Below are 582 nucleotides of genomic sequence, written 5' to 3'. Positions count from 1 at the left end.
AAGATCCTCGACCGCTTCCGCGGCGCGCTCGCCGAGACCGGCATCACGGTCGAGATGGTCACGACCAACACGTTCACGCACCCCGTCTTCAAGGACGGCGCGTTCACGTCCAACGACCGCCGCGTGCGTCGCTACGCGCTGCGCAAGATCCTGCGCAACGTCGACCTCGCCGCGTCGCTCGACGCCGACACGTTCGTCATGTGGGGCGGCCGCGAGGGCGCCGAGTACGACTCGGCCAAGGACCTCTACGCCGCGCACCAGGCGTACGCCGACGGCATCGACACGGTCGCCGCGTACATCAAGGAGAAGGGCTACAAGCTGCGCATCGCGCTCGAGCCCAAGCCCAACGAGCCCCGCGGCGACATCCTGCTCCCGACGATCGGCCACGCGCTGGGCCTCATCGCCAAGCTCGAGCACGGCGACATCGTCGGCCTCAACCCCGAGACGGGCCACGAGCAGATGGCCGGCCTCAACTACACGACGGGCCTCGCGCAGGCGCTGTGGGCGGACAAGCTCTTCCACATCGACCTCAACGGCCAGCGCGGCATCAAGTACGACCAGGACCTCGTGTTCGGCCACGGC

1 protein-coding gene is annotated in these 582 nt (G+C 68.6%); it reads left to right on the top strand.

The annotated features are described in order from the left end of the window. Nucleotides 1-582: TIM barrel protein (locus tag G3I71_RS45895; protein WP_164324878.1), on the top strand; the 582-nt coding region annotated here is incomplete at both ends.

This window comes from Streptomyces sp. SID12501 (genome assembly GCF_010550245.1).
In the GTDB taxonomy this organism is placed as follows: domain Bacteria; phylum Actinomycetota; class Actinomycetes; order Streptomycetales; family Streptomycetaceae; genus Streptomyces.
The sequence above is the reverse complement of the archived record's forward strand: the minus strand, read 5'-3'. Positions and strand labels throughout refer to the sequence as shown.